The 25711-nt window shown below is 67.6% G+C and carries 25 protein-coding genes, 2 tRNA genes and 1 pseudogene; 13 read left to right on the top strand and 15 right to left on the bottom strand.

What is annotated here, in order from left to right; translation table 11 throughout:
- Positions 1-5: 5 nt before the first annotated feature.
- From C1I89_RS19840 to C1I89_RS19815, 6 genes are all read left to right on the top strand, one after another.
- Entirely contained in the window at positions 6-1025 is a 1020-nt protein-coding gene (locus tag C1I89_RS19840) for an ABC transporter ATP-binding protein (protein WP_102774295.1), read from the top strand.
- 8 nt (positions 1026-1033) lie between these two features.
- Positions 1034-2029, top strand: a complete 996-nt coding sequence (locus C1I89_RS19835) for an ABC transporter ATP-binding protein (protein ID WP_102774294.1) — start codon at positions 1034-1036, stop codon at positions 2027-2029.
- 12 nt (positions 2030-2041) lie between these two features.
- Complete coding sequence (locus tag C1I89_RS19830; RefSeq protein ID WP_102774293.1) at positions 2042-3493, top strand: N-acyl-D-amino-acid deacylase family protein; 1452 nt, start codon at positions 2042-2044, stop codon at positions 3491-3493.
- 87 nt (positions 3494-3580) lie between these two features.
- A complete protein-coding gene (locus C1I89_RS19825) occupies positions 3581-4213 on the top strand; it encodes a helix-turn-helix domain-containing protein (protein ID WP_102774548.1) in 633 nt (210 codons plus the stop codon).
- 48 nt (positions 4214-4261) lie between these two features.
- The gene (locus tag C1I89_RS19820; protein WP_146196922.1) at positions 4262-4879 is read left to right on the top strand and encodes a hypothetical protein; all 618 of its coding nucleotides are present in this window, start codon (positions 4262-4264) and stop codon (positions 4877-4879) included.
- A gap of 217 nt (positions 4880-5096) precedes the next feature.
- Positions 5097-5276: a hypothetical protein gene (locus tag C1I89_RS19815; RefSeq protein ID WP_102774291.1), complete on the top strand. Its 180-nt coding sequence runs from the start codon at positions 5097-5099 to the stop codon at positions 5274-5276.
- A gap of 5 nt (positions 5277-5281) precedes the next feature.
- Here C1I89_RS19815 and C1I89_RS19810 read toward each other — a convergent pair whose 3' ends face one another.
- A complete protein-coding gene (locus C1I89_RS19810; protein ID WP_102774290.1) occupies positions 5282-5869 on the bottom strand; it encodes a GrpB family protein in 588 nt (195 codons plus the stop codon).
- Positions 5870-5899: 30 nt separating this feature from the next.
- Here C1I89_RS19810 and C1I89_RS19805 point away from each other — a divergent pair.
- Positions 5900-5981, top strand: a pseudogene (locus C1I89_RS19805) (integrase core domain-containing protein); the annotation flags it as partial.
- 35 nt (positions 5982-6016) lie between these two features.
- On the opposite strand, the gene C1I89_RS19800 reads toward C1I89_RS19805, so the two are convergent.
- From C1I89_RS19800 to C1I89_RS19790, 3 genes are all read right to left on the bottom strand, one after another.
- A complete protein-coding gene (locus C1I89_RS19800) occupies positions 6017-7177 on the bottom strand; it encodes an alpha-hydroxy acid oxidase (RefSeq protein WP_102774289.1) in 1161 nt (386 codons plus the stop codon).
- Positions 7174-8178: a Bug family tripartite tricarboxylate transporter substrate binding protein gene (locus tag C1I89_RS19795; RefSeq protein WP_102774288.1), complete on the bottom strand. Its 1005-nt coding sequence runs from the start codon at positions 8176-8178 to the stop codon at positions 7174-7176. Before C1I89_RS19795 ends, C1I89_RS19800 begins: the two co-directional genes overlap by 4 nt.
- 74 nt (positions 8179-8252) lie before the next feature.
- A complete protein-coding gene (locus C1I89_RS19790) occupies positions 8253-9233 on the bottom strand; it encodes a Bug family tripartite tricarboxylate transporter substrate binding protein (RefSeq protein WP_102774287.1) in 981 nt (326 codons plus the stop codon).
- 188 nt (positions 9234-9421) lie between these two features.
- Here C1I89_RS19790 and C1I89_RS19785 point away from each other — a divergent pair, with 188 nt between their 5' ends.
- The gene (locus tag C1I89_RS19785; protein ID WP_181391005.1) at positions 9422-10096 is read left to right on the top strand and encodes an RraA family protein; all 675 of its coding nucleotides are present in this window, start codon (positions 9422-9424) and stop codon (positions 10094-10096) included.
- Positions 10097-10167: 71 nt separating this feature from the next.
- Positions 10168-11028, top strand: a complete 861-nt coding sequence (locus tag C1I89_RS19780) for an IclR family transcriptional regulator (protein ID WP_102774285.1) — start codon at positions 10168-10170, stop codon at positions 11026-11028.
- Positions 11029-11053: 25 nt separating this feature from the next.
- Here the strand turns inward: C1I89_RS19780 and C1I89_RS19775 are convergent, their stop codons facing one another.
- From C1I89_RS19775 to C1I89_RS19765, 3 genes are read right to left on the bottom strand one after another with little or no spacing between them, the layout of a single operon-like run.
- A complete protein-coding gene (locus tag C1I89_RS19775; protein WP_181391004.1) occupies positions 11054-12022 on the bottom strand; it encodes a Bug family tripartite tricarboxylate transporter substrate binding protein in 969 nt (322 codons plus the stop codon).
- Positions 12023-12074: 52 nt separating this feature from the next.
- Positions 12075-13529: an aldehyde dehydrogenase family protein gene (locus C1I89_RS19770; protein WP_102774283.1), complete on the bottom strand. Its 1455-nt coding sequence runs from the start codon at positions 13527-13529 to the stop codon at positions 12075-12077.
- Between the two features lie 23 nt (positions 13530-13552).
- Positions 13553-15268, bottom strand: a complete 1716-nt coding sequence (locus C1I89_RS19765) for a thiamine pyrophosphate-binding protein (RefSeq protein WP_258231484.1) — start codon at positions 15266-15268, stop codon at positions 13553-13555.
- Positions 15269-15433: 165 nt separating this feature from the next.
- On the opposite strand from C1I89_RS19765, the gene C1I89_RS19760 reads away from it, so the two are divergent.
- Entirely contained in the window at positions 15434-16237 is an 804-nt protein-coding gene (locus tag C1I89_RS19760) for an SDR family oxidoreductase (RefSeq protein ID WP_102774281.1), read from the top strand.
- Between the two features lie 27 nt (positions 16238-16264).
- Complete coding sequence (locus C1I89_RS19755) at positions 16265-17248, top strand: quinone oxidoreductase family protein (RefSeq protein ID WP_102774280.1); 984 nt, start codon at positions 16265-16267, stop codon at positions 17246-17248.
- A 261-nt stretch (positions 17249-17509) separates the two neighbouring features.
- Here C1I89_RS19755 and C1I89_RS19750 read toward each other — a convergent pair.
- The 8 genes from C1I89_RS19750 to C1I89_RS19715 form a co-directional block, all read right to left on the bottom strand.
- Positions 17510-17594 (bottom strand) — tRNA-Leu (locus C1I89_RS19750).
- A gap of 120 nt (positions 17595-17714) precedes the next feature.
- On the bottom strand, positions 17715-18704 hold the full coding sequence (locus C1I89_RS19745) for a Bug family tripartite tricarboxylate transporter substrate binding protein (RefSeq protein ID WP_102774279.1): 990 nt from the start codon (positions 18702-18704) through the stop codon (positions 17715-17717).
- Between the two features lie 79 nt (positions 18705-18783).
- A complete protein-coding gene (locus tag C1I89_RS19740) occupies positions 18784-19959 on the bottom strand; it encodes an alpha-hydroxy acid oxidase (RefSeq protein ID WP_102774278.1) in 1176 nt (391 codons plus the stop codon).
- Entirely contained in the window at positions 19956-21353 is a 1398-nt protein-coding gene (gene hglS / locus C1I89_RS19735) for a 2-oxoadipate dioxygenase/decarboxylase HglS (protein ID WP_102774277.1), read from the bottom strand. Before hglS ends, C1I89_RS19740 begins: the two co-directional genes overlap by 4 nt.
- A 94-nt stretch (positions 21354-21447) precedes the next feature.
- Positions 21448-22344: a LysR substrate-binding domain-containing protein gene (locus tag C1I89_RS19730; RefSeq protein ID WP_102774276.1), complete on the bottom strand. Its 897-nt coding sequence runs from the start codon at positions 22342-22344 to the stop codon at positions 21448-21450.
- Positions 22345-22498: 154 nt separating this feature from the next.
- Positions 22499-22978 (bottom strand): preprotein translocase subunit SecG, encoded by a 480-nt coding sequence (gene secG / locus C1I89_RS19725; RefSeq protein WP_102774275.1) that lies wholly within the window; start codon positions 22976-22978, stop codon positions 22499-22501.
- Between the two features lie 21 nt (positions 22979-22999).
- Positions 23000-23746 (bottom strand): triose-phosphate isomerase, encoded by a 747-nt coding sequence (gene tpiA / locus C1I89_RS19720; RefSeq protein ID WP_102774274.1) that lies wholly within the window; start codon positions 23744-23746, stop codon positions 23000-23002.
- 124 nt (positions 23747-23870) lie between these two features.
- Positions 23871-24848, bottom strand: coding sequence for an NAD(P)H-quinone oxidoreductase (locus C1I89_RS19715; RefSeq protein ID WP_102774273.1), 978 nt, complete (start codon positions 24846-24848; stop codon positions 23871-23873).
- Positions 24849-24999: 151 nt separating this feature from the next.
- Here C1I89_RS19715 and C1I89_RS19710 point away from each other — a divergent pair.
- A tRNA-Ser gene (locus C1I89_RS19710) sits at positions 25000-25087 on the top strand.
- A 182-nt stretch (positions 25088-25269) separates the two neighbouring features.
- Positions 25270-25707, top strand: a complete 438-nt coding sequence (locus tag C1I89_RS19705) for a universal stress protein (RefSeq protein ID WP_102774272.1) — start codon at positions 25270-25272, stop codon at positions 25705-25707.
- Positions 25708-25711: the final 4 nt, after the last annotated feature.

The following is a 25711-nucleotide window of genomic DNA, read 5'->3' as shown; positions in this document are numbered from 1 at the left end:
CGTCCATGCAAACCCGACCCGTCCTGAGCGTGCGCGACCTCACCACCTGTTTCGACGGCGACGAGACCACGGTGGTCGCCGTCGACGGCCTGTCGTTCGACCTGATGCCCGGCGAAACCCTGGGCCTGGTGGGCGAATCCGGCTGCGGCAAGAGCGTGACCTCGCTGTCCATCATGCGTCTGCTGCGCGCCCCCGGCCGCAATGCCGGCGGACGCATCGAGTTCGACGGCCAGGACCTGCTGGCCCTGCCCGAGAAAGCCATGCGCGCGATCCGCGGCAACCGGATCTCGATGATCTTCCAGGAGCCGATGACGTCCCTGAACCCGGTGTTCACCGTCGGCCGCCAGATCAGCGAATCGCTGATGCTGCACCAGGGCCTGTCGCGCCGCGACGCCCTGGCCCAGGCCGAACAACTGCTGGACCTGGTGCAGATCGCCGACCCCGCGCGCCGCGTGCGCGAGTACCCCTATCAGTTGTCCGGCGGCATGCGCCAACGCGCCATGATCGCGATGGCGCTGGCCTGCCAGCCCAAGGTGCTGATCGCCGACGAACCCACCACCGCGCTGGACGTCACCATCCAGGCGCAGATCCTGCACCTGCTGCGCGACATCCAGGCGCGCCTGGGGACCGCCATCGTGCTGATCACGCACGACCTGGGCGTCGTGGCGCAGATGTGCCAGCGCGTCATCGTCATGTACGCCGGCCGCAAGGTCGAGGAAGGCGGCGTGGACGACGTGCTGGACCGCCCGCAGCATCCCTATACCCGGGCGCTGATCCGATCGCTGCCCGATTTCGTCGACGGCCAGGGCCACGACGCCCGGCTGGCCGAGCTGCCGGGCATCGTGCCCGTGATGACGCCGGCCTCGCGCGGCTGCGCCTTCGCCGCGCGCTGCCCCGAGGCGCAGCCGCGCTGCCGCGACGCCGCCCCGCCCGCCGTGGACGCCGGCAGCCGCCACCGCGTCTGGTGCTGGGCGCGCGCCGAAGGACTGGCCGCCGCGCCCGCGACCGGCGCCCTGACCGCGTGAGAGCCGCCATGAACCTGCACGATATCCCCCTCGCGCCCGCCGCGTCCGCCATGTCCGCATCCGCCGCGCCCATGCTGGAAGTCATCGACCTCAAGAAGCACTTTCCGGTGGACGGCGGCAAGGTGCTGCGCGCCGTCGACGGCGTGTCGCTGTCGGTGCCGCGCGGCCAGACGCTGAGCCTGGTCGGCGAATCCGGCTGCGGCAAATCCACCACCGGCAAATGCCTGATCCGGCTGGCCGAACCCACCGCCGGCCGCATCCTGCTCGAAGGCCAGGACCTGGCGGCGATGAACGGCCGCCAGCTGCGCGCCATGCGCCAGCGGGTGCAGTTCATCTTCCAGGACCCGTTTTCGTCCATGAATCCGCGCATGCGGGTGCGCGACATCATCGGCGAGCCGCTGCGCAACTTCGGCCACGGCCGCGCCGCGATCCGCGAGCGCGTGGCGCAGCTGCTGGCCCGCGTCAGCCTGCGCCCCGACGCCGCCGACCGCTACCCGCACGAATTCTCCGGCGGGCAGCGCCAGCGCATCGTGATCGCGCGCGCGCTGGCGCTGGACCCCGGGCTGATCGTGTGCGACGAGCCGGTGTCGGCGCTGGACGTCTCGGTCCAGGCCCAGGTCATCAACCTGCTGATGGACCTGCAGCGCGACCTCGGCCTGACCTACGTGTTCATTTCGCACGACCTGAGCGTGGTGCGCCACATCAGCCACCAGGTGGCCGTGATGTACCTGGGCCGCATCGTCGAAAGCGGCCCGCGCGACGCCATCTTCGGGCGCCCGGCCCATCCCTATACCCGCGCCCTGCTGGCCGCGGTGCCGTCCGCCCGCCGCGGCGAGCGCACGCCGGTCGAGGTGCTCAGGGGCGAAATCCCCAGCCCCCTGTCGCCGCCCTCGGGCTGCGCGTTCCGCAGCCGCTGCCCCATGGCCCGGCCGCGCTGCGCCGAAGAAACCCCGCTGCCGCGCCACGTCGCCCCCGGGCAGCAGGTCGCCTGCCACTTTGCCTAGACGGAGATACGCATGTCCCAGCCCGACGCCACCCCGTTCGATTACATTCTTGCCGGCGGCACCGTCATCGACGGCGCCAACACCCCCGGCCGCCGCGCCGACGTGGGCGTGCGCGGCGACCGCATCGCCGCCGTCGGCGACCTGGCCGGCCATGCCGCCGCACGCCGCATCGACGTCGCCGGCAAGGTGGTGGCGCCCGGCTTCATCGACTCCCATACGCACGACGACAACTACCTGCTCAAGCGCCGCGACATGACGCCCAAGATTTCGCAGGGCGTCACCACCGTGGTCACCGGCAATTGCGGCATCAGCCTGGCGCCGCTGGCGCACGCCAATCCGCCCGCGCCGCTGGACCTGCTGGACGAAGGCGGCTCCTATCGCTACGAACGCTTCCGCGACTACCTCGACGCGCTGCGCGCCGCGCCCGCCGCCGTCAACGCCGCCTGCATGGTGGGCCACTCCACGCTGCGCGCCGCCGTCATGCCAGAGCTGCAGCGCGAGGCCACGCCCGCCGAGATCGAGGCCATGCGGGCGCTGGCCGACGAAGCCCTGGCCAGCGGCGCCATCGGCATCTCCACCGGCGCGTTCTACCCGCCCGCCGCCTGCGCCAGCACCGAAGAGATCATCGAAGTCTGCCGGCCGCTGGCCGCGCGCGGCGGCGTCTACGCCACCCACATGCGCGACGAAGGCGAGCACATCGTCGCGGCGCTGGAAGAAACCTTCCGCATCGGCCGCGAACTAGGCGTGCCCGTCGTGATCTCGCACCACAAGGTCATGGGCAAGCCCAACTTCGGCCGCTCCCGCGAAACCCTGGCCCTGATCGAGGCCGCCATGGCCGGCCAGGACGTCTCGCTGGACGCCTATCCCTACGTGGCCGGCTCCACCATGCTCAAGCAGGACCGCGTGCTGCTCGCCGGCCGCACCCTCATCACCTGGTGCAAGCCCTGCCCCGAACTGAGCGGGCGCGACCTGGACGAGATCGCCGCCGAACGCGGCAAGTCCAAGTACGACGTGGTGCCCGAACTGCAGCCGGCCGGCGCCATCTACTTCATGATGGACGAGCCCGACGTCCAGCGCATCCTGGCCTTCGGCCCCACCATGATCGGCTCGGACGGCCTGCCCCACGACGAGCGCCCGCACCCGCGGCTGTGGGGCACCTTCCCGCGCGTGCTGGGGCACTACTCGCGCGACCTGGGCCTGTTCCCGCTGGAGACGGCCGTCTGGAAGATGACCGGCCTGACCGCCGCCCGCTTCGGCCTGGCCGGACGCGGCCAGGTGCGGCCCGACTACTACGCCGACCTGACGGTCTTCGACCCGGCCACCGTGGCCGACTCCGCCACCTTCGAGCGGCCCACCGAGAGCGCCGCCGGCATCCATTCGGTCTACGTCAACGGCGCGCCGGTCTGGCAGGACCAGGCCTTTACCGGCCTGCACGCCGGGCGCGTGCTGAACCGGGCCGCCTGAACCGGGCGCAACCTTTACAATCCGGCAAACGCGGCGGGGCTTGCGGGCCCCAGCCCCAGCCCTCAACCCTTGATGCCAGACCGCTACATGGCCCTACCCGGCAAGACCGTTCCGCCCGAAATCGTGGGCAAGGAAGAAATGGGCGCTCGCCTGCGGGCCGAGCGCAAGGCAAGAAAACTGACCTTGCAGGAAGTCTCCCGCGCCAGCGGCATCGCGGTGTCCACGCTTTCCAAGGCCGAGCTGGGGCAGATCGCCCTGAGCTACGAGAAATTCGGCGCGCTGGCCCGCGCGCTGGACGTCGACATGACCCGGCTGTTCATGCTGGGCGACGCCTCCCAGGCCGCCGTCGCGCCGACCTACGTCAAGAACAAGCTCGGCGACGCCTGCGACTATGTCACGGAGAACTACCACTACCGCCTGCTGATGGGCGAATACCCGGGCAAGAAAATGACGCCCATGGTCGCCCTCATCGATTCGCGCAAAGTGGTCGAGTTCGAGGACTACATCCGGCATCCCGGCCAGCAATTCGCCGTGGTGCTGTCGGGCAAGGTCCGCATCCAGTTCGAGAACGGCGACAGCGTCGTGCTCGCCAAGCACGAAACCGCCTATTTCGACAGCAGCATCGGCCACGTCTACCTGTCGCTGAGCAAAAAGCCGGCCGAAGTGCTGGCGGTCTGCAGCGACACCGACGAAGTGCCCTCGCGGCTGAAACCCGCCTGACTCGCGCACCTGGCGCGGATTCCGCAACGACGTTCACGACAAGCAGCAATGCGCATCACCCCTACACTGACTCTTTGCGCGGCCCTGGCGGCCGGCAACCCCGCCCTCGCACAACCCGTGCTGCGCGACATCGGCGCCATGCTTTCCGGCGCCAAAAGCGGCAGCGCCATCGTCCGCAGCGACCGCGGACTGCTGCTGGAAACACGCCACTGCATCGACGGCCAGGCGCCCGTCGCCGCGCAGCTGCGCGGCCAGCTCGGCGTGGCGCATGAGGCCGCCCTGCTCGACCTGTTCCAGCGCATCCTGTGCGCCCGCTCCGACGACGGCATGGGCAAACTCTCCATCGCCCGCTACGGCGAGGACGCGGCCGACTCGTTCGGCACCGGCATGACGTTCTACTCCGGCAGCAAGGAACTGGGCGAATGGCCCATCGAGATCGAAAGCCACAGCCCGCGCGACGAGGCCTATATCTCCATGCTGGGCCTGACGCCGAACAGTCCCATCAGCGGCGTCTCGCTATGGCAGACCCCGTCGCCCGGCCGCGTGCGCGTCTGGTTCGCGCCGTTCCTGCACAGGCCTTCGGACGCCATGACCTACGACTTCGAACTGCGCGGCGAGCGCTGGGTCTGGGTCGCGGCGGTCTCCTCCTCGCGCATATTGGGCTAGCGTCCGCCGCCGGCATCAGACTGTCATATAAGCCGGCGATACTGGCTCCGCAATGCGCGCAACTCCCCGGCATCCCCGGGGAAAGGCCCGGATATCTCTGGATATCCCTGGATATCCATATGAAAGGTAATTCGTTGCCGCGCCTTGCCGGCCGGCCTACGATGCCTGCCATACCCCGGGCCAGACGCCCGTACCAAGGTTCCACGAAGGTTCCAATATGCAACGCCTGATATCCCCGATCCTGAGCCGCCGTCCGGCGCTGCTCGCCGGCCCCCGCAGCGCGCGCCGCTATGACGCCGTCGTGTCCCTGCAGGCCTACCGCGAAGCCCGCCAGCTGCGCGAATCCGCCCAACGCATCCTCGCCGTATCCGCGCGCTACATGCTGCCTGGCGCCTGAGTGCCTTATAGAAAGCCGGCCGCGCGGAACATGCGCTCGTAGATCTCGCGCAACGTCGCCTCCTTGCGCTTGTTGTACGCCATCACCTGCATCGCGCCCACGGCCGCGGACTGCTTGGCCCGCGCATACAGGTCGCGGTCCGCCGGATTGGCGCGCAGCCAGTCGCGGAACATCCGGTGCCGGATATTCTCCGGACAATCGGGCCCGAACACATGCAGGTTCGCCGCCGGCGCCTCCAGCCGCAGCGCGCGGTGCTGATGCCAGGACGGCTCGCGCAGCGCCAGCACATAGCCGATCGCCTCCAGCGGCCCCACGTAGTCTTCCTCCCGCGCCGGATCGGCCACGGTCAGGTCGATGTCGATCACCGGCTTGGCCGCCAGCCCCGGCACCGCCGTGGACCCCATATGCTCCACGTCCAGCGCCGCCGGCCCCAGCGCCTCGCGTATCGCCGCGGCCAGCGCCTCGTAGCGGGCCGGCCATCGGGGATCGTAGGGCACGACTTCCACCGGCGCCGGCGCCGGCCGGCCTCGGACCCAGGGGTCTTCGTCCGGGTCCGGTTCGTGGTGTTTCATGATTTCTTCGGGTGTCGCCATGCGATATATCCTACTGCGGCGAACGACGGCCTCGATTACACACGCCCAGGCAAGCCGACGGATAATGGGCTGATCGAATCGTTCAACCGCCGGCTGCGTGATGAATTCCTTAAGGGGCGCATTGGGGCAACTACCCGCTCGCGAAGATCAAGGGCGCGACACGATGAAGTCGCTTCCCAGCTCCGCCAGGTCGCGGCACCCGAGCAACCCCAGGTTGCGGTCGATTTCGGTTCCCAAAATGTCGATGATGCGCGCCACGCCGGCCTGTCCGGCCACGGACGCGCCGTAGAGAAAGGGGCGGCCCAGGAACACCATGCGCGCGCCCAGCGCGATGGCCTTGAGGACGTCGGCGCCGCGGCGAAAACCGCCGTCGACCATCACCGGGAAATTCGGGCCCACCGCGGCGACGACCTCGGGCAAGGCGTCCAGGGCGCCCTGCGCGCCGTCGAGCTGGCGTCCGCCGTGGTTGGAGACGATGACGCCGTCCAGGCCCATTTGTTCCGCCAGCTGCGCGTCGCCGGGATGGGCGACGCCCTTGAGGACGATGCGGCCCGGCCAGATGTCGCGCATCCAGGCCAGGTGCGACCAGTCCAGCCGGTCGCGGCCGCCGCGCAGGCCGCCCTTGGGTTCTTCGGTGATGCGGTAGCCGCGCCTATCGGCGACCACGTTGCAGAAGCGCGGCACCTGCCGGTCCGAAAGCAAGGTGCGGAGAAACACGTTGGCGGACCAGCGGGGATGGCGCAGCCCGTCCCAGAGCAGGCCGCCGCTGAACTTGAACGGAATGGTGAAGCCGTTGCGCTGGTTGTTCTCGCGGTTCGCGCCCACGGGCGTGTCGATGGTGACGACCAGCACGTCGACCTCGTTGGCCCGCAGGCGCCGCAGCAGCGGTTCGATGACTTCCCTGTCGCCGGGGATGTAGCCCTGGTACCAGAAATCGGCATCGGCCTGGCGCACGGTTTCCATGGCCAGCGTGGAAAGACCGCTGAGCACGAACGGAATTTTCGCCTCTGACGCGGCCTTGGCCAGGTCCCATTCGCAGCGATGGCGGCACATGGCGGTCATGCCCATGGGCGCGATCCCGAAAGGATGCCGGTATTGCCTTCCCCAGAGTTCCACGGCCTGCGTGCGCTGCGCGACGCCGACCAGGCCGCGCGGACGGAACTGGACCGAACGGAACGCCTCGCGGTTGGCTTGCAGCGTCAGGCAGTCTTCGGTGCCGCCGTTGACGTAGCCGAACACCGCGTGCGGCAGGACCGCCTTGGCCGCACGCTCGTAGTCGCCTATCGACAGGAGTTTCTTTGAGTTCATTGGAGTTGGATGTTCGCTTCGGTGACTTTGGCTTTCCAGAAATCCCGTTCGGCACGCACGCGCTGGGTGAAATCGGCGGAAGAGGTGCCGGTGATCACAAAACCGAGGGACTCCATTCTTTCCTTGAATTCCGGGGTCTTCTTGACTTCGGCAATGCCCGCTTCCAGCTTCTTGAGCACATCGGGAGGCAGTTTCGCCGGTCCCATCACGCCCGTCCAGCCTCCAACGTCCACGCCCTTGAAGCCGCTTTCTTCCATCGTGGGAACGTTGGGCAGCATGGCGTTGCGTTGCTTGGAAGTGATGCCCAGCGCCCGCACCTTGTCGCTCTTGGCGAGCCCGATGGCCGCATCGGTCTGGGCGAACACGAAACTGACCTGCCCCGCCATGACGTCATTGAGCGCCGGGGCATTCCCCTTGTAGGGAACGTGCAGCATGGGCGCGTTGGCTGACCGGGAAAACAGTTCGCCCGCAAGATGGTTGGTGCCGCCCAGGCCCGAGGAACCGTAGCTGACGGCCGTCGGGTTCTGCTTGGCGAATTCCACCAGTTCCTTGAGATTCGCCGCCTTGATCTGAGGCCCGGCGAGCAGAACCAGGGCGTAGTCGACCAGATCGGATACCGCGGTGAAGTCCTGCGTGACGTCGTAGCGGAAGCTGGGCTGCGTGAGCGGCGCGATGGCCGTCACCGGGGACACCATGATCCCCAGCGTATAGCCATCCGAAGGCGCGCGCGCCAGGGCCGTCAAGGCGACGATGCCGCTGGCGCCCGTGCGGTTCTCGACCACCACGGGCTGGTTCCACAGCTTGCTCAGGCCGAAGGCGAGCTGGCGCGCTATCAGGTCCGTGGGCCCCCCGGCGGCGTAGGGCACCAGAAAGGTCACCTGCCTGGCGGGGTAGGCGGCGGCCGCCTCGTCCTTGGCATGCGCGGGCACGCCCGTCATGCCGGCCGTGACGATGGCCAGGGCCAATGCCGCCTTGATGGCGGAACGCCGATTTGCTTTCATATTTGTCTCCTGTTTTTATCTTTTCGTTCCACGCTTGCCGCCTTTGTATCAAAGGCGGCGCAACGGATCCGTTCTCAATCGATGGTGATGTTCGCGGCCTGGACCGTCTTGCCCCACATATCCCGCTCCTGCAGGATGAAGCGCTGGAACTCGTCCGGCTGCATGGCGCGGGGCGCTACGCCCATGTCCGCGAAGCGTTGGATCACTGCGGGAGCGGCCAGCGCCTGCACCATCGCCTGATGCAGCTTTCCGATGACTTCCTTGGGCGTGCCCGCCGGCGCCACCATGCCGTTCCAGGCCGACACGTCGAAGCCGGGGATGGTCTCGGCGATGGCGGGCACCTCGGGCGTCATCGGGGAACGCTGGGCGGTCGTGACCGCAATGGCCTTGAGCTTGCCCGCCTTTACATGCGGAAGCGCGGAGATCATCGTGTCGAAGCTCAGCTCGCATACTCCCGCGATGGTGTCCGTGATCGCGGGCGCGCTGCCCTTGTAGGGCACGTGCGTCATCTGGATCTGCGCGCGGTTGCAGAACAGTTCGCCCGCCATGTGGGTGGAATTGCCGGTGCCTGAGGTGGCGAAGTTGAGCTTGCCCGGGCGCGCTTTGGCGTATGCGATGAATTCCGGCAGCGAGTTGACCTGCAGGCTGGGATGCACCACCAGCATGATGGGCCCTTCCTGCAGAAAGCCGATGGGCGAAAAACTGCTTGCGAGGTCATAGCCGGGCTTCTTGTACAGCCAGCTGTTGATCGGGTGAGCCGTGGTGAGAATACCGATCGTGTAGCCATCGTTGTCCGACCGCGCCAAGGCCTCGAGCCCCAGGTTTCCGCCGGCGCCGGGGCGGTTTTCCACCACGAAGGTCTGCCCCAGCGCGCGGCCCATGCCTTCGGCCGCCAGCCGAGCCGCGATGTCGGTGGACCCGCCGGGCGTGAAAGGCACGATGACCCGGACGGGCCGGCTTGGCCAGTCGCCGGAGGCGAAGGCCCGCGGGGCGAAGGCGCCGACCAGCGCCGCGGCTGAGAGTTGTTTGAGCACGGTACGTCGAGTTTCACGCATGTATCCAGTCTCCTTGTATTTGGACCTTTGCCGTCCAGATATGCAGAGTCATCGTCGCCTGGCTCTGCCACTCGGCCGCACAAACAAAGGTAATTCACTAGACGAAATTAATTAATCATCCATTGAAAGTTTTATTTCTTTATTGTAATTTTGGCATGCATCATCATTCAATTTGGAGAAGAACGCAAGTGCCTATCCATCAAGGAACCCGTCCCGAGACCTCCCCCGAACTGATCAAAGCGTTCGAGGGCCTTGCTACCAGCACCATCGGTAATGTGCTCGACGACCTCGGCATCGGCAGCATCGGCCTGAACCTCGGGCCGGTCGCGCCAGGAATGCGATTCGTCGGCGCCGCGCTCACCGTCAAGGAAGTGACGGGCGCGAAGAACGCCTACCAGCCCTCCGAGTTCGGGCTGGGCGCCGTCGTCGACATGTGCCGGCCCCTGGATGTCGTCGTGATCGACAACGGCGGCCAGCAGGTGTCCACCTGGGGCGGGGTGGCTTCAGTAGCGGCCGTGCAGAACGGCGTCGTGGGGCTGGTGGTGGACGGCGGCGTGCGCGATGCCGACGAGATCATCGAACTGGGGTTCCCGGTGTTCTCGCGCCACGTCGTGCCGCTGTCGGGCAAGACGCGGGTCAAGGTCATCGAGATCAATACCACGGTGAAGATCGATGGCATGCCCGTACATCCGGGCGATATCATCATCGGGGACTCCAGCGGCCTGGTGGTGGTGCCGCGCGATCGGGCGGCGGAAGTGGCGCAGCGCGCAAGCGAACTCGAACACCAGGACAGGCTGGCCAGCGACGAAATCCGGGCGGGACTTTCGTTCACGGAAGCGCTGCGCAAGTACGCTAAACTCTGATCCGCAGCTTGGCCGGAGCGCGTCAGCGGCTGGACTCCAGCCTATGCGTGCCCCGCCTTGTAGACCAGACTATGCCGAGACCACGTAAAAATCCTGCATCTTCCACCGCCGCCGGAACGGCCGCACTGACCGATAGCGCCAAGGGGAGCGGGCCGCTGGCCGGCACCCTGTTGCGCGGACTGGCCCTGCTGGACACCCTGATCGCCGCAAGCCACCCGATGACGCTCGCGGAACTGGCCTCCGACGTCAAACTGGATCTAAGCACCACGTTGCGCCTGTTGAGAACGCTGGAGGACGCCAAGCGCGTCCTGCGCATCGGCGACGGCAAATACTATCTGGCCTCGCCTTCCACGCTGCGTCCCCTGGGGTTGAAGCACCCGCTGGAAGAACTGCGCCGCCAGGCCGATCCGCTGGTGCGCGGCCTCGCGAACAAGGTGAACCAGTCGGTCGTGCTGGTAGCCTATATCGGCGGCGAGCGGGTCGTGGTCGATGTGATGCAGGCGGGCACTTCGCTCAATCCGTATTACTCGACCTGGCTGCATGGCCCCATGCATGCCTCCGGTCCGGGCAAGGCCTTGCTGCTCGCATCCGATCCGGCCAGGCGCGAGGCGCTGCTGGGCAAGCCTCCCTATGCGGCGCGGACCAGCAAGACCCTCACGACGAAGGCGGCGCTGGACGCGGATCTCAAACGGGCCGCGGAGAACGGCTACGTGCTGGTGCGCGACGAGTTCTACGATGGCCTGAGCGCCATCGCCGCCAATTATTATTCCTGGGACAAGACCGCGCTTGGCTGCCTGGCGATCACGGCCTATTCCGAAAGCTTCGACGACGAGACCGTCGCGTTCGTCGCCAGGGAACTGCTGGCCTGCACCCGCCTGATGCCACTCCAGGTGCCCGCTCTGCAGCAGATCGCGCAACTGTCCGGCCGTTGACGGCGGCCGGACGGCGCCATCGCGGTCAGTCCTGAGGCTGAATGCCCGCGGCCGCGGCAACACGCTTCCAGCGCTCGTTCTCGGCGATGATGAATCGGCGGAACTCTTCCGGCGAAGATGGCGAGGGCTGCACGCCGGAGGCGGCGAAGTTCTGCTTGATCTCATCGGATGCGAGAATCTTCACCAGGGCTGTATTCAGCTTCTCGACGATCTCCCTGGGCGTTCCCGCCGGCGCGAGCAGGCCCTGCCACGACGAAGCCTCGAATCCCGGTATGCCTTCCTCGCTCACCGTGGGCAACTGCGGCGCGGCGTCGGAACGCTTGTCGGCGGTGAGCGCCAGCGCCTTGACCTTGCCGGCCTTGACCAGCGCGCCCATGGTGGAATAGGGATCGATCATGAAGCCGATCTGTCCGCCCAGCATCGCCTCGATCGCGGGACTCGTGCCCTTGAAGGGGACATGGGTCATCTTCACGCCCAGTTGCGCGTTGAAGGCTTCGGTGATCAGCTGGTACGAACTGCCGGACGTGCCATAGAACATGTCGCCTTGAGGGCGCGCCTTGAGGTAGGCCGCGAGCTCCTGGATGCTGTCGGCCGGCACCGCCTTGCCCACGACGACGACCAGCGGCTGCTTGGCCACCAGGCCGATGTGTTCGTAGCTCTTGACCGGGTCGTACCGGATCTGCCGGTACATCACGGGATTCGTGCCCAGCGGGGCGATGCCCGCCACCAGCAGGGTATAGCCGTCGGGCTCCGCCTTGGCGGCCGCTTCGCACCCTATCATGCCGCTGGCCCCGGGCCGGTTCTCCACGATGACGGGCTGCCCGAGCTCGGCGCCGAGATGGTTGGCGATCGTGCGCCCCATCACGTCGGTGATGCCGCCCGCGGCGAACGGGACGATGATGCGGATGGCGCGCTGTGGATAATCCGTCGCATGCGCAGCGGTCGCCATCGCGGCCGCCGAGAACAGGAACAGGCTGCCGATCAGTTTCTTCATCTTCTTGTCTCCTTCAGTGGATGGGGAACCGCTCACCGCGCGGCGACCGGCTTCAGGCGGACGTGTACGCCGTCTTGATGACGGTATAGAAGTCCACCGCATACTGGCCCTGTTCGCGCGGCCCGTAAGAGGAAGCCTTGCGTCCGCCGAACGGCAAGTGGTAGTCCAGACCGCTGGTTGCCTGGTTGACCTTGACGATGCCGGCCTGGGCCTGCCGCTTGAATTGGGACGCGTGGCGCAGGCTGGTGGTGCAGATGCCGGCGGCGAGGCCGAATTCCGTGTCGTTGGCGAGATGGAGCGCTTCCTCGAAATCGCGGGCCCGCGTGACGGAGGCGACGGGGCCGAAGATCTCTTCGCGGGCGATCCGCATGGATGGGTCGACCTCGCTGAACAGGGCGGGCTGCAGGTAGAAGCCCGGCGTGTCCCGTTCCAGGCGCTCCCCGCCCCAGACCAGGCGGGCGCCTTCCTTGCGGCCGATGTCGATGTACGACAGGTCGACGTCGAGCTGCTTGCGGTCCACGACCGGACCGATATGCGAGTCGGCCCGCAAGGCATGGCCGATCCTGAGCGTTTCCAGCCGCCTGGCGACGCCCTGCACGAAACGGTCGTGGATGCCCTCTGTCACGATGAAGCGGGACGATGCCGTGCAGCGCTGGCCCGTGCTGAAGAACGCGCCCTGCACGGCGCATTCCACCGCGACGTCGAGGTCCGCGTCGTCCAGGATGACCAGCGGATTCTTGCCGCCCATCTCCAGTTGCATGCGTTTCATGGACGGGCCGGCCACGCAGTCGGCCGCGATGCGGCGGCCCGTGGGAACCGAACCGGTAAAGCTGATCGCGTCGACCTCGGGATGCGAGCACAACACGCTGCCGATCTGGCTTCCGGGGCCCATCACCAGATTGAGCACGCCATCCGGCAAGCCGGCGCGGTGCAGGATGTCCACGAGCGCCCAGGCCGAGGCCGGCACCAGATCCGCCGGCTTGAACACCACGGTATTGCCATAGGCCAGCGCCGGCGCGATCTTCCAGGCGGGGATGGCGATGGGGAAATTCCAAGGCGAGATCACGCCCACCACGCCCAGGGGCTCCCGGGTGACTTCGGTGTCGCTACCCGGCTGCAGGCCGGGCAGGCGGTCACCGCGTATACGCAGCGCCTCGCCCGCCATGAAGGACAGCACGCTCGCCGCACGCGCCACCTCGCCTATGCCCTCGGGCAGCGTCTTGCCCTCCTCGCTGGAAAGCAGACGCCCCAACTCCTCCCTGCGCGACTGCAGCTCATGGGCCGCGCGAGCGAGGATGTCGTGGCGCAGTTGCGGGGAACTGCCAGACCATGCCGGGAAGGCGGCGCGCGCCGCCTCCACGGCATGTTGCGCGTCGGCCGCGCCGCCGCGCGCGTACAGGCCGACGATCTCCCGCGTGTCCGATGGGTTGACGTTCTGCGTGACGTCGGCCGCATCGCACCATTCGCCTCCGATCAGGTTGCGATGCGCCGCTTTTGCTGTATCCATGGCGGTGTTCTCCGTGCTTGGGTTCAGGCGCGGCCGCGGCCGGCGGCCAGCGCGGATTCGCGCACCTGCGAGAGCGTGAAAGCGGGGCTGATGGCCTCCGGGTCGATCACGCAATGCAGGATGGCGGGCTGGCCGCAGGCCAGCGCGCGCTCGAAGGCGGGGGCGAAATCCTCCGTTTTCTCGACGCGCTCTCCATGCCCGCCGAAGGCGCGGGCATAGGCGGCGAAGTCGGGGTTGCGCAGCGCCGTGGCGCTGACGCGGCCGGGATACTCTCGTTCCTGGTGCATGCGTATCGTCCCGTACATGCCGTTGTCCACCACGATGACGATGATCGGCAGCCCGTATTGCACGGCCGTCGCGAATTCCTGGCCGTTCATCAGGAAACAGCCGTCCCCGGCGAACGCGACCACGGTCTTGTGCGGGAACACGCGTTTTGCGCCCACTGCGGCCGGAACGCCATAGCCCATCGAACCGGAGGTCGGCGCCAGCTGGGTGCCGAATGCGTCGAAGCGGTAGAAGCGGTGAATCCAGGTGGCATAGTTGCCGGCGCCGTTGCATACGATGGCGTCCTGCGGCAGCACCTTGTTGAGATGGTCCATCACCCTGGACATCTGCAACGCGCCCGGAGTCGCCACTGGCTCGGTGCTGCGCCACGTCTCGTAGATGGTGCGCAGCCTGGCGGCATATTCCGCGCGGGATTCCGAGGCCGGCAGCGGCTTGGCGGCCAGCGCCTCGACAAATGCCGAGGGGGTCGCGCAGATGCCGAGCGTGGGCGCGTAGACGCGGCCAAGCTCGGCCGCATCGGGGAAGACGTGGATGAGCTTTTGCCTCGGAACGGGAATGTCGAGCAGGGTATAGCCCTGGCTGGGCGTCTCGGACATCCGGCTGCCGACCAGGAGAATGAGATCGGCCTGCTTGACCTGTTCGACCAGGGCCGGATTGGGCCCGAAGCCGAGATCGCCGACGAATGATTCGTTGCTGGTTGGAAAAAGCATCTGGCGGCGCAGCGAAACGGTCACCGGCAGGCGCGAGTCGCGCGCCCACTGCGCGAAACGGCTTACCGCCTCGGCGGTCCAGCGGGTGCCGCCGAGCACCACCAGGGGCCGGCTGGCCTGGGCCAGGAGCGCCAGCGCGGCGGCCACCTGCCCGGCGCCGGGATAGGCTTGCGTTTCCCGGGCCGGCTGCGCATCCACGCATTCGACCCGGTCGACGAGCATGTCCTCGGGCAGCGCGACCAGAACCGGCCCGGGCCGGCCCGACATGGCCGTGTGGACCGCACGCGACACGATCTCTGGTATGCGGCAGGCGTCGTCGATCTCGGTGGCCCACTTCGCGAAATGGCTGAATGCGGCGCGGTAGTCCAGCTCCTGGAGCGCACCGCGCTCGCGCACGCCGCGTTCTATCTGGCCGACGAAAACCAGCACGGGAGTGGAATCGTGCGAAGCGATATGGATTCCAGGCGTCGCGTTCGCGGCTCCCGGCCCCCGCGTCACGAAGCAGGCGGCGGGCCGGCCGGTCAGCTTGCCATGCGCCTCGGCCATCATCATGGCGCCGCCTTCCTGGCGGCATACCGTCACGTTGATGTCGGCATCGTGCAATGCGTCCAGCACCGCAAGATAGCTTTCGCCCGGAACGCAGAAGACGTGTTCGATTCCGTGGATGCGAAGCTGGTCGACCAGGATCTGGCCGCCGGTGCGGGGCCGCGACATCGGGACGGGGGCTGTATGCGTTGCGCTCATTGCTTCTCGGATGGTTGCGTAGATGGAGAGGGGTGAATTTTCGGTTTTCATCATAATAATGAAAGTAAAATTTCACAAGCAGCAAAATTTATTTTGATAAATAATGCGCGTACCGGCGTCGCATGCAAAGTGCCGCCTTGTCGCACAAAGGAAATGGAGGAGACGATGGACCTCGGTATTTCAGGAAAGAGAGCGTTGGTGTGCGCTGCCAGCAAGGGATTGGGCTACGCCTGCGCCCAGGCCTTGGCGCGGGCCGGCGTGCATCTGGTGATCGTGGCGCGCAACGAGCCCCCGCTTCAGGCCGCGGCCGGGCATCTGAGATCGTTGGGGCCGGTAAGCGTGGAGGCCGTCGCCGCCGACATCACGACCCCGGAAGGGCGCGCGGACGCGCTTGCAGCCGCCGCCCGGCTGCCCGGCGGCGCACGGGGGGAATTCGACATACTCGTGACGAACGCGGGAGGCCCGCCCGCGGGCGATTTCCGTGATTGGGACGACGCGGCCTGGCACCGCGCGCTCGACGCCAACATGCTCACCCCGATCGCGCTGATGCGCGAGACGCTGGATGGCATGATGTCGCGCGGCTGGGGGCGGATCTGCAATATCACCAGCACGGCGGTAAAGGCCCCCAGCCCTTATCTGGGCCTGTCCAACGGGGCGCGCAGCGGCCTTACCGGCTTTGTGGCGGGGCTGGCGCGCCAGGTCGCGGGCAGCGGCGTCACCATCAACAACCTCTTGCCCGGCACGTTCGATACGGACCGGCTCAGGTCCAATCTGGCCGCGGGCGCCGCTCAGGCGGCGATGGAACTGGAGGCCTACATCGCCAAGCGCCTGGACGCCATTCCCGCGCGGCGCTTTGGACACGCGGAGGAATTCGGGGCCGCCTGCGCCTTTCTTTGCAGCCGGCAGGCCGCCTACATTACGGCGCAGAATCTGCTGATTGACGGCGGCGCCTATCCCGGCACCCTGTAACCCCTTCATCGAACAAGAGGAAAATCCATGACTTCAGCCATCGTCATGCGCACCACCGGAGGCCCGGATGTCCTGCAGTGGGAACCCATCGAAGTCGCCGAGCCGCAGGCGCATGAAGTGCTGCTGCGCCATACCGCCGTCGGCGTGAACTATCACGACGCGTATGTGCGCTCGGGTCTTTACAAGACCCTGGCCCTGCCGGGTATTCCTGGCATCGAGGCGGCCGGCGTCGTCGTAGCGGCCGGAAGGGACGTACGGGATTTCAAGCCGGGCGACCGCGTCGCCTATGTCACCCGGCAATATGGCGCCTATTCCGAACGGCGCGCCATCGCCGCGGATCTCCTGGTGCCGCTGCCGGACGGCGTGTCCGACATCACGGCCGCGTCTTCGTTGCTCAAGGGCCTGACCGCGCAGATGCTGGTCCAGCGCGTGTATGCCGTCCAGGAAGGCGATTGGGTGCTGGTGCATGCGGCGGCGGGCGGGGTCGGGACGCTGCTGTGCCAATGGGCGCGGCACCTGGGAGCCAATGTGATCGGCACGGTGGGCTCCGCGGAGAAGGTGCCGCTGGCGCTGGCGGCCGGCTGCCATTCGGTGGTGCGCTACCGCGACGAGGACTTCGTGGCGCGCGTGCGCGAGATCACCGGGAACGCCGGCGTCCAGGTCGCGTACGACGCGGTGGGCAAGGACACGTTCTTCGGCTCGATGGAATGCCTGGCGCCCTTCGGGCATCTCGCGAACTACGGCCAGGCGTCGGGCGCCGTGCCCGCCTTCGAAGTGTCGATGCTCTTTCCGAAATCCAATTCGCTTTCCCGGCCCAGTGTCTTCCAGCACGTGCGAACGCCCGCGCTGCTGCGCGATGCTGCCCGGCGCTACTTTGCCGCGTGCCAGGAAGGCGCCCTGGACATTCCGGAAAGCCAGGAACTGCCGCTGCGCGATGCGGCCGGGGCGCACGCCATGTTGGAGGACCGCTCCCGCCTCAGGTCGCTGGTGTTGCGCGTGGACGGAAACTGAGCGGCGAGGGGCGGCCTGCGCCGGCGGCTGTCAGGAGGAGGATCGGTCGCGGCGGCAGTGCGGCGCGCATCGTGGAAGGCGAAGTGCGGTGAGCTTTCGCCATCTTCTGGATGCTTGGCATGCGTGGGGATTGCCTGGGGCCTGCCTCGGATGTTGCCTGCGAAAACTTGATTTTCTGCAGTCAATGGATCTAGGCCCTATCCTGCAACCCGTTGAAATTGAACGTTATTGATTATATGAGTTCAACGGATTCCAAATGCTTGGTGCCGACGGCGAGACTCGAACTCGCACAGCTTTCGCCACTACCCCCTCAAGATAGCGTGTCTACCAATTTCACCACGTCGGCTGGGGTTTCCAGAAAATCATAACTTCCTGGAAAGTCGAGCATTCTACCACGCAAATTGCGATTCGGGGGAAGCGGCCGGTTCTTTGTCGTCCGGCCCGCTCCCGCCGAGTTGCAGCAATTCTAGTTGATCTGCAGGTTCGTCGCCTTGACGACTTCGTCCCATTTGCGGGTTTCGCTTTCCATGAAGGCCTTGAACGCCTGCGGCGTGTTGGGCGGCGGGGGCATCAGAAAGCCGTTGTTCTGGTAGCTGGCCGCCAGCGCGGGGTCGGATGCCAGGGCCTTGTTGATGGCGGTATTGACCTTCTGCACGATGTCCGCCGGGGTGCCGGCGGGCGCGAATACGCCGAACCAGGCCGCCACGTCGAAGCCGGCCACGCCAGATTCGGCGATGGTGGGGATTTCGGGCGCGAACGGCACGCGGCTGCCGGTGGTGACGGCCAGGCCGGTGAGCTTGCCGGCGCGCACGTGCGGCAGCAGCGGCGGCAGGTTGTCGAAGATGGAATCGACCTGTCCGCCCAGCAGGTCGGCCACGGCCGGGCCACTGCCGCGATACGGCACGTGCAGGATGTCGATGCCGGTCTTCATCTTGAAGAGCTCGCAGCCCAGGTGCGCGGACGAGCCGTTGCCAGGCGAGGCGCAGGTCAGCTTGCCGGGATGCTTTTTGGCGTAATCGATGTATTCCTGCACGGTCTTGACGGGCACGGCGGCGTTGACCGCCAGGATGTTGGGCACCACGTTCAGCAGCGCGACGGCGTCCAGGTCCTTGAGCGCGTCGAACGACATCTTGGAGTACAGGGACTGGTTGATGGCGGTCGAGATGGACCCCACGAACAAGGTGTAGCCGTCGGCGGGCGCGCGCACCACCGACTCGGCGCCGATGTTGCTGTTGGCGCCAGGCTTGTTCTCGACCACGAAAGTCTGGCCGAACTCCTTGCCCAGCACGTCGGCGATCATGCGGGCGCTGATGTCGGTGGTGCCGCCGGGGGCATAGCCCACGACCAGCCGCACCGGCTTGGACGGATAGGCATCGGCCTGGGCGTGGGCCGGCGCCGACGCGAAGCAGGCGAGCGCCGCCGCGGCGGCGGCCAGTCTGGTATGGATCTTCTTCATGTTTCCTCCTGTCGAAAGCGGATCGGCGCGCCCCGGGCGGGCGCGGCCGTTTTTATCGTTGTGGGGGGCTGGCGGCGGCCTATGCCGGGCTGGCCGGCCGTATCGGCGCGATCAGATCCGGCGTGACGTCGGCCAGGCTGCTGCAGCCCAGCAGCGCCAGGTCGGTCGAGATTTCGCTGCGGAAAATCGCGGCCACCTTGCGGATGCCGGCCTGGCCGCCGACCGCCGCCCCGAAAAGCTGCGGCCTGCCGGTGAACACCATGCGCGCGCCCAGGGCCACCGCCTTGAGCACGTCCGAGCCGCGGCGGAATCCGCCGTCGACCATGACCGGAAATCCGGGCGGCACCGCCGCCACGATCTCGGGCAGCGCCTGCAGCGGCGAAATGCAGCCGTCCAGCTGGCGGCCGCCGTGGTTGGAGACGATGACGCCGTCGGCGCCGGCCGCGCAGGCCTGGCGCGCGTCGTCGGGATGCATCACGCCCTTGAGCACCAGCTTGCCCGGCCAGTTCTCGCGAATCCAGCGGATGTGCTCCCACGACAGCTTGTCGCGTTCGCCGCGAAAGCCGTTGGGCGGGTCCTGCGTGATGGGCGGGCCGATCTCCTCGTAAAGATTCGAGAAGCGCGGCACGCCGCTGCCCAGCAGCGTGCGCATGAAGACGTTCAGGCTCCAGCGCGGATGCCGCAGGCCGTCGAGCACCACGCTGGCGCTCATCTTGAAAGGCACGGTGAAGGCCAGGCGCTGCAGGTTCTCGCGGTTCGCGCCTACGCAGGTGTCGATGGTGACCACCAGCACCGGGATCTCGGCCTGGCGCAGGCGGCCCAACAGCCTGCCGATGCGTTCGGTGTTGCCCGGCAGATAGGCCTGGTACCAGCAGCGCTTGCCCGTGGCCTGCTGCAGGCGTTCCAGCGGCACGCTGGAAGCGCCGCTGATGATGAACGGAATCTCGGCGTGCTGCGCGGCCTGCGCCAGCGCCAGGTCGCACTCGTGCATGACGATGGCGGAGAATCCGGTGGGCGCGAAACCCACCGGCATGGCGTAGGTCTGGCCGTAGAGTTCGACCTTGCTGTTGCGCTGGTCCACTACGCGCAGCCCCCGCGGCCGGAACCCGACGTCGCCCAGGGCGCGCACCGACTCGGCCAGCGAAGCGCCGTCCTCGGTGCCGCCGCAGACGTAGCCTTCGACGCAGCGCGGCATGATGCGCCGCGCCTCGCGCTCGAAGTCGCGCACCGACAGGCAGCGGTCCAGCCGGCTCATGCTACCGCCGGCTCGCCGGCCTGCACGCCCAGCGCCTGCAGACAGGCCGCCAGCGAGCGATCCTGCGTGTCCTGGTAGAGCGCCAGCTCGTCCAGCACCGGCGCGCCCAGCGCCTGCTCGAAAGCGGCCTGGCTGGCGTTCTGCGCGTATTCGGCCTGGCCCTTGTCGCCCAGGTTCGACTGGAAGATGCCGGCGGCGCTGACCGGCAGGAAGTCTTCGTACACCAGCGGCTCGTAGCGGATGTAGCCCTGCTCGATCAGCGCTTGCGCGTCGGCGCTGGCCGGCGCGCCGGTCTTGCCGGTCAGGTAGTAGCGGAAATAAGCCAGGCCCTGGGCATGCAGTTCCGAGTAGTCGTCCGGAAACGCGGCGAAGCAGTCCTGCAGGTTCTGCATGTAGGCGGCGGCATTGCTTTCGTTGGTCGCGCCCGGATTGCGGCTGCGCGCCAGGTCCAGCAGGTGGTCGTACAGCGCGCGGCCCTTGCGCGTGAGCGCGACGCCGCGCTGTTCGATCTCGCCGAAGCGGGCCGTATGGCTGCCGGGCGCGGCGCGGCCGTCGGCGCCGATGAAGCTGACGGCTTCCTCCAGCGCCTTGAAGCTGGTCTGGCGCAGCAGCATCGGGCACTTGCGCGGCGGCGGGCCTTCGATCACGGCCTTGGCGGCCACGCCGCGGCGCGGCATCTCGGCCTGGGCTTCGTCGATGTCCAGCGTGCGCGGCGTCAGGTGGTTGATGTGCGGACCCTTGAAGGCCACCACGTCGGCGATCAGGCGGTGCTGGCCATGCAGCTCCTGGTAGTCCTGCAGGCTGACGGTGGCTTCGCCGTGCCAGCGGAACGTGTGCAGGGCTTCGGCCACGAATTCCCGGGCGCAGGCCTCGTCCAGGCCGCCCTCGGCTTCGAAGCGCGCGGCCAGTTCCAGCGCCCGCGGGGTGAAGATGCGGCGCGCCGCCAGGATGCGTGCGGCCTTCTCGCGCAGCGCGGCGTCGTCGATCAGTTCCAGGCGCAGCAGCGAGGTGAAGACGCGGAACGGGCTGGCCTGCAGCGCCTGCTCGTGGGTGGCGCGAAACGCGGTGGAGTGCACCGGCACGCCGGCCGGCGACAGATCGTAATAGCCCACGGGCTGCATGCCCATCACGGCGAACACGCGGCGCATATTGGACAGCTCTTCGGCCGTGCCCACGCGGATGGCGCCATGGCGCTCGATGTCCAGGCGCTCGATCTCGCCCGTGCGCGCCAGCTGTGCGGCCAGTTCGGGCTGCTCGGCGAGGGTCTTGGCGTTGACCTGGGCGACCAGGTCCAGCAGCGTGTCATACAGGGGCACTTCCGACTTGTACATGTCGGACATGGCGCGGGAGAACCAGGCGCGGATCTGGTCGGGGCTGACGAAATTCTGATTCATGGCGGGCTTGGCGCATCGGTAGACAAGGCCCGCATGAAATCATGCCGCGCCGCCGCAATCAAATGAAAAAATTCGGCTTAATCAGTCCATTTTTTCATGGACGGCGCGCGGCTTCCTGCTCGACCCAGGCGACGAACTGCTTGATCTTCGGCACCTCGGCCGAATGCTCGGAATAGGCGACGAAATACGCGCCGTCGCTGGGCTGCACGTAGCCCCACGGGATCACCAGCTTGCCGGCCTGCAGCTCTTCCTCGGCCAGCAGGCGCGGGGTCAGCGCGATGCCGCAGCCGCTTTCGGCGGCGCGCACGCACATGTAGAAAGTGTCGAAGCGCGGCCCGTGGTAGCTGCGGTCGGACTGGAACTGCTGGTGCGAGAAATAGTCGTGCCAGGCCTCGGGCCGCGAGGCGCACTGGATCAGTTCCTGCGCGCTCAGCGCTTCCAGGCTGTCGACCCGGTCGCCCGGCAGGAAGCCGGGCGCGCAGACCGGCACCACTTCGGCCTCGAACAATTCGCGGCACTGGGCGCCGGGCAAGGTGCCGTGGCCGAAGAAGAACGAAATGTCGATCTTGGCCTGCATCAGGTCGAACGGCCGGGTCTCGCTGCGGACCTTGACCTGGATGTCCGGATGCGCGGCCATGAAGCGCTTGAGGCGCGGGATCAGCCAGCGCGCGCCGAAGGTCGGCTGGGTGCCGATGGTGAGAACCTGCGTCTCGCTGCCGTAGGTCAGGATGTAGCGCGAGGACATGTCCACCTGGTTCAGGATGGCCCGGACCTCGGACTGGTACAGCGCGCCCGCCGGCGTCAACTGCAGGCGCCGCCGCACCCGCAGGAACAGCGGGTTGCGCAGCAGCGCCTCGAGTTGCGCGATCTGTTTGCTGATCGCGCTCTGGGTCATGTGCAGTTCCTCGGCGGCGCGCGTGAAGCTCATGTGCCGCGCCACCGCCTCGAAACACTGCAGCGCCATCATCGATGGCATCAAACGCTTTTCCATGGGGGCCGATCCGAAAATACCTGTGCCGGCGGCCCGCGCATCCTCGCCGGCCGCCGTCCGCCCGCATTATCGCAGGCCGTTCCAGCGCGACCATGACGTTCCAGCGCGCCCATGAAAAAGGCCGGCTTGCGCCGGCCCCGTGGACTGCTGTGGCTTACTTCGCCGGCGTTTCGGCCGGCTTGTCGCCGGCGGCCGGAGCCGGCGCGGCGGGCGCGGGGGTGGCCGGAGCCGCCGGCACCGACGGCACCGAGGCGTCGGGCTTGGCCGGGGCGGCGGGCACCGAGGCGGCGCCCGGCACGGACGAGGCCGGCGCCGACGAACCCGGCACCTGGGGCACCGAACGGTCGGCCGGGTAGCTTTGCATCACGCCCGAATCGACGCCGGGAGCGGCCGAGCCCTGGTGGCTGAAGTAGGCCAGGCCAGCGGTGGACGCGAAGAACACGACGGCGGCCCACTTGGTCGCGCGCGACAGGAAGTTCGCGGCGCCGGTGGCGCCGAACAGGCTGCCGGCCGAGCCGCTGCCGAAGGCGGACCCCATGTCGGCGCCTTTGCCCTGCTGCAGCAGGACCAGGACGATGATAGCCAGCGCCGAGATCACTTGGACGGCCAGCAGAAGTTTGAACGTGATGGGCATTACAGACTCCGGAGCGGAAACTTAGATGGCGGCGATACGCAAAAATTCTTCGGCCACGAGCGACGCGCCGCCGACCAGGGCCCCGTCGATATCAGTCATGGCGAACAGACTGGCGGCGTTGGCAGCTTTGACGCTGCCGCCGTACAACACTTGCACCTGCTCCGCGCCCAGCGCGCGCAGCGAGGCGCGGATGGCGCCGTGGACTTCCTGGGCCTGCTCGGGGCTGGCGCTGCGGCCCGTGCCGATGGCCCAGACCGGTTCATAGGCCAGCACCATGCGCGACACGGCGTCGGCGCCCAGGGCCAGCACCGGCTTGAGCTGGCGCTCGATCACGGCCAGGGTATTGCCGGCGTCGCGGTCGGCCAGCGATTCGCCGACGCAGACCACCGGCGTCAGGCCGGCGGCCAGGGCGGCCTGGGCCTTGGCGGCCACCGCTTCGTCGGTTTCACCGTGCAGCACGCGGCGCTCGGAATGGCCGGCCAGCGCCCAGCGGCAGCCGAATTCCTTCAGCATGGGGCCGGACACCTCGCCGGTATAGGCGCCCTTTTCGTGCGCGCTGACGTCCTGCGCCCCCCAGGACACACTGCTTCCGGTCAGGGCCGATGCGGCTTGCGCCAGGTACGGAAACGGCACGCAGACGCCGATTTCGCAGTGGCTCGCAGCATCCGCGGCGCGCAGCTCGGTCAGCAACGCAGCGTTCTCGGCCAGGTTACCGTGCATCTTCCAGTTGCCCAGCACGAGGCGGGCGCGGTTTTCGACTGAAGTCATGGCGTAGTGTCTAGAGAGGATGCGGGCGGCGAAAAGCGCCCACGGGCCTGCCTGGAAATAATTCCAGGCGAAACCCGTGATTGTATCCTGTTGCGGGGCGCTACGCCGAGAGGCCCCGCGATTCTTACATCGTCAGAATGATTTTGCCGATGTTTTCGCCGCTTTCCATCATGGCGTGGGCCCGGGCGGCCTCGGCCAGCGGGAAGGTCGCGTGCACGATGGGCTTAATGTCCCCTTTTTCCAGCAGCGGCCAGGCGCGTTCGCGCAGCGCGCGAGCGATGGCGCCCTTGAAGGCGACCGGCCGCGGACGCAGGGTCGAACCGGTGATGGTCAGGCGGCGGCGCATGACCTGGGCCGTGTCCACCTCGGCGCGGGCCCCGCCCAGCTGAGCGATGATGACGATGCGTCCATCGTCGGCCAGGCACTGCATGTCGCGGGCGATGTAGTCGCCGGCCACCATGTCCAGGATCACGTCCACGCCGCGCCCGCCATTGGCCTCCAGCACTTCCTTGACGAAGTCCTGGGTCTTGTAGTTGATCCCCAGCGTGGCGCCCAGGGCTTCCACGGCGCGGGCGCGCTCGTCGCTGCCGACCGTGGCGTAGACCTTGTGGCCCAGTGCGCGGGCAAGCTGGATCGCCGTGGTGCCGATGCCGCTGGCGCCGCCATGCACCAGCAGGCTCTCGCCCTCGGACAGCCGGCCGCGGTCGAACACGTTGCTCCAGACCGTGAAATAGGTTTCCGGCAGGCCCGCGGCCTCGATATCGGACAGGCCCTTGGGGATGGGCAGGCATTGCGCCGCGGGCGCGACGCAGTATTCCGCGTAGCCGCCGCCGGCCACCAGCGCGCAGACGCGGTCGCCCACGGCCAGGCCGCTGCCGGCGACGTCGCCGCCGACGATCTCGCCGGCCACTTCCAGGCCGGGCAGGTCGGAGGCGCCGGGAGGCGGCGCGTAGTTGCCCTTGCGCTGGAACACGTCCGGGCGGTTGACCCCGGCCGCGCTGACCTTGATCAGGACTTCACCCGCGCCGGCTTGCGGCGTGGGACGCTCCACGGGGACCAGGACCTCGGGGCCGCCCGGGCGGGAGATTTCTACGGCGTGCATCGCGTGCCTCCTTCCTTTGCATCAAATGGATTATTATTGCGCCCTTTGCTGCGGATCGCGTCCGCCTCGGCCCGATTGTTTGCCAGATGGTCGAATCGCCGCAAGATTTGCCGCACAATACTGTGCCGCACAATGCGCGGCAAAGCCCCCCGGAAGCGTGGCAGAGTGGTCGATTGCACCGGTCTTGAAAACCGGCAACGGGCAACCGTTCGTGAGTTCGAATCTCACCGCTTCCGCCAACACAGGAAATCAAGCCCTTGCGTGCGCAAGGGCTTTTTTTCGTCCCCGCGCGGCATCCGCGGCGCCGGCCCGGTTCGCCGGAAGGCGCCGCAAGGCGTAGTATGACGATAGCTGTCGCTGTTCACGCTCCTGCGGAGGGCTCCCGGACCGGCGCGCCCTCCCCCACTCCAGGGAGGTTGTCATGTACAAGCACATACTCATCCCCATCGACGGCTCCGCGCTGTCCTTCTCCGGACTGGAGCAAGGACTGGGCATGGCCCGCGCGCTGGGCGCGCAAGTCACGGTGCTGACGGTCTACAGCCCCTTCCATACCATTTCCATGGAAGCCGTGCAGCTGCAAGGCGTGCGCACGGAGTACGAGCGCCACGCGCGCGACCTGGCCCAGTCGTACCTGTCGCAGGCCGCGGCCAAGGCGCAGGCCGCCGGCGTGGCCTGCACGACCGAAATGCGCGAGAGCAACAGCCCCTACCAGGCCATCATCGACCTGGCGATGACCCAGGGCTGCGACCTGATCGCCATGTCCTCGCGCGGCCACGGCGCCATGGCCGCCATGCTGCTGGGCAGCGAAACGCAGAAGGTGCTGGCGCACTCCACGCTGCCGGTGCTGGTGTATCGCTGAGGCC

Origin of the sequence: Achromobacter pulmonis (genome assembly GCF_002885955.2) — a bacterium.
GTDB lineage: Bacteria > Pseudomonadota > Gammaproteobacteria > Burkholderiales > Burkholderiaceae_B > Achromobacter > Achromobacter pulmonis_A.
This window is presented reverse-complemented; position numbering and strand designations above follow the sequence as displayed.